This is a genomic window from Streptacidiphilus monticola (assembly GCF_042658505.1).
Taxonomy (GTDB): Bacteria; Actinomycetota; Actinomycetes; order Streptomycetales; family Streptomycetaceae; genus Streptacidiphilus; species Streptacidiphilus monticola.
Window position 1 is genome coordinate 45,203 of record NZ_JBHSQJ010000099.1, and the last position, 1,904, is coordinate 47,106.

Annotated in this window: 2 protein-coding genes; both read right to left on the minus strand. The window is 74.1% G+C overall.

Annotated features, from left to right (window positions below; translation table 11 throughout):
• Positions 1 to 1,103: glycoside hydrolase family 65 protein (locus tag ACFP3V_RS22815; protein WP_465270108.1), on the minus strand; the 1,103-nt coding region annotated here is incomplete at its 3' end.
• Positions 1,100 to 1,843 (minus strand): beta-phosphoglucomutase family hydrolase, encoded by a 744-nt coding sequence (locus ACFP3V_RS22820; protein WP_380586490.1) that lies wholly within the window; start codon positions 1,841 to 1,843, stop codon positions 1,100 to 1,102. The genes ACFP3V_RS22815 and ACFP3V_RS22820, both read right to left, overlap by 4 nt.
• Positions 1,844 to 1,904 lie beyond the last annotated feature (61 nt).

Consider the following 1,904-nt stretch of genomic DNA (forward strand, 5'->3'; position numbering starts at 1 on the left):
AGGACGTAGCTCTCGGTGTCCCAGAACGCGTGCCCGTCGTAGCCGGACCCGGTCAACCCCTTGGCGGGGACCGGCTGTTCCTCGCCCCGGGCGGCCGCCTGGAGGACGTGGAACATGGCGAAGCGCACCGCCTGCTGGATCTCCGCGTCGCCCTCCACCTCCACGTCGGCGCGCGACCAGAAGGCGTCGAGGTAGGCCCGCTGCTCGGCCACGAGCCCGGACCAGCCGGTGGACCGGGCCGCCGACAGCGCCGCCTCCACCTGGTCGGCCACGGCCGGCAGCGAGCGCCGACCGGACCAGCCGTGGGCGACGAACTTCTCCAGCCGCAGCGCCTGCCCCGGCTCCAGCACGGCGGTGACCGTCCACCGCGCCACGTCCGGGCTGCTCTCCCCCTCGGCGGTCAGCCGGCCGGGAGCCTTGACCGTGTGGTCCGCCGCGACGCCGACCCGCAGCCCGGACGCCCGGGTCGAGTGCACCAGCCGCAGCCGCGCGCCAAGGGCCAGGTGCTGCTCCGCGGCGAGCGGGTGCTCCACGGCGGCGGCCTGGCGGGGATCGCCGCCGGACTTCGGCAGTTCCTCGTTCGCCACCAGCTCCGACTGGACCACCACGCGCACGGCCTGGTCCACCGCCTCCACCTCGTACGCCACGGCCGCCACCGCCCGCTGCGTCAGCGACACCAGCCGCGAACTGCGCACGCGCACGGTGCGCCCGGAGGGCGAACGCCAGGTGCAGGTCCGGCTCAGCACCCCGGTCCGCATGTCCAGCACCCGTTCGTGGTCCAGCAGTTGGCCGTAGCGGACGTCGAAGGGCTCGTCGTCGACGAGCAGCCGGATCAGCTTGCCGTTGGTGACGTCGATGACGGTCTCCGCCACGTCCGGGTATCCGTAGCCCGGCTCGGCGTAGGCGAGCGGGTGTTGTTCGTGCACGCCGTTGAGGTAGCTGCCGGGCAGGCCGTACGGCTCCCCCTCGTCGAGGTTGCCGCGCCAGCCGAGGTGGCCGTTGGACAGGGCGAAGACCGACTCGCTCTGGGCGAGGACGTCGAGGTCCAGGCCGGTCTCCCGGACCGCCCAGGGTTCGACGGCGTAGGAGGGGTGGCTGATCACCGGTCGGCCTCCAGTAGTTGGGCCAGGTCCGTGACGACGGTGTCGGCCCCGTGCTCCCGCAGCGCGTCCCGCTGGCCGACGCGGTCGACCCCGACGACGAAGCCGAAGTCGCCCGCGCGGCCCGCGTCCATCCCGGCGAGCGCGTCCTCGAAGACCGCGGCCTGCCCGGCCGTGACGCCGAGGTCGCGGGCGGCGGCGAGGAACGTGTCGGGGTGCGGCTTCCCGGCCAGCTTCCGCTGGTGGGCGGTGTTGCCGTCGACGACGGTGTCGAAGCGGTCGGCGATGCCTGCCGCTTCGAGGACGTCCCGGCAGTTGGTGCTGGACGACACCACCGCCGTCGCCAGGCCGGCCGCCCGGGCGGCGTCGACGTAGCGGACGGAGCCGGGGTAGGGCTGCACGCCCTGGCGGCGGATGGCGTCGAGCACCAGCAGGTTCTTCCGGTTGCCCAGTCCGTGCACGGTCTCCCGCTCGGGTGGGTCGTCGTCCTCGCCCTCCGGGAGGGAGATGCCGCGGGAGGCGAGGAAGGTGCGTACGCCGTCCGCGCGCGGGCGCCCGTCCACGTACTCGTCGTAGTCGCCGACGGAGTCGAAGGGGCGGGCGTCGGGGCCCTGCCGCTCGCGCAGGAACGCGTCGAACATCTGCTTCCAGGCGGCGGCGTGGATCGCCGCGGTGGGGGTGAGCACGCCGTCGAGGTCGAACAGGCAGGCGTGCACGGTGTCGGGCAGTCCGAGGGTCTCCATGCGAACCACCTTGCCCGTCGGCGGCCTTCCACGCCTGCCGCGCGAAACCGCGCCCGTCGGG

Bases quoted from the DNA above. Each gene is read 5' to 3' on its own strand.
- ACFP3V_RS22820 (WP_380586490.1), bottom strand. From the start codon at position 1,843: ATGGAGACCCTCGGACTGCCCGACACCGTGCACGCCTGCCTGTTCGAC.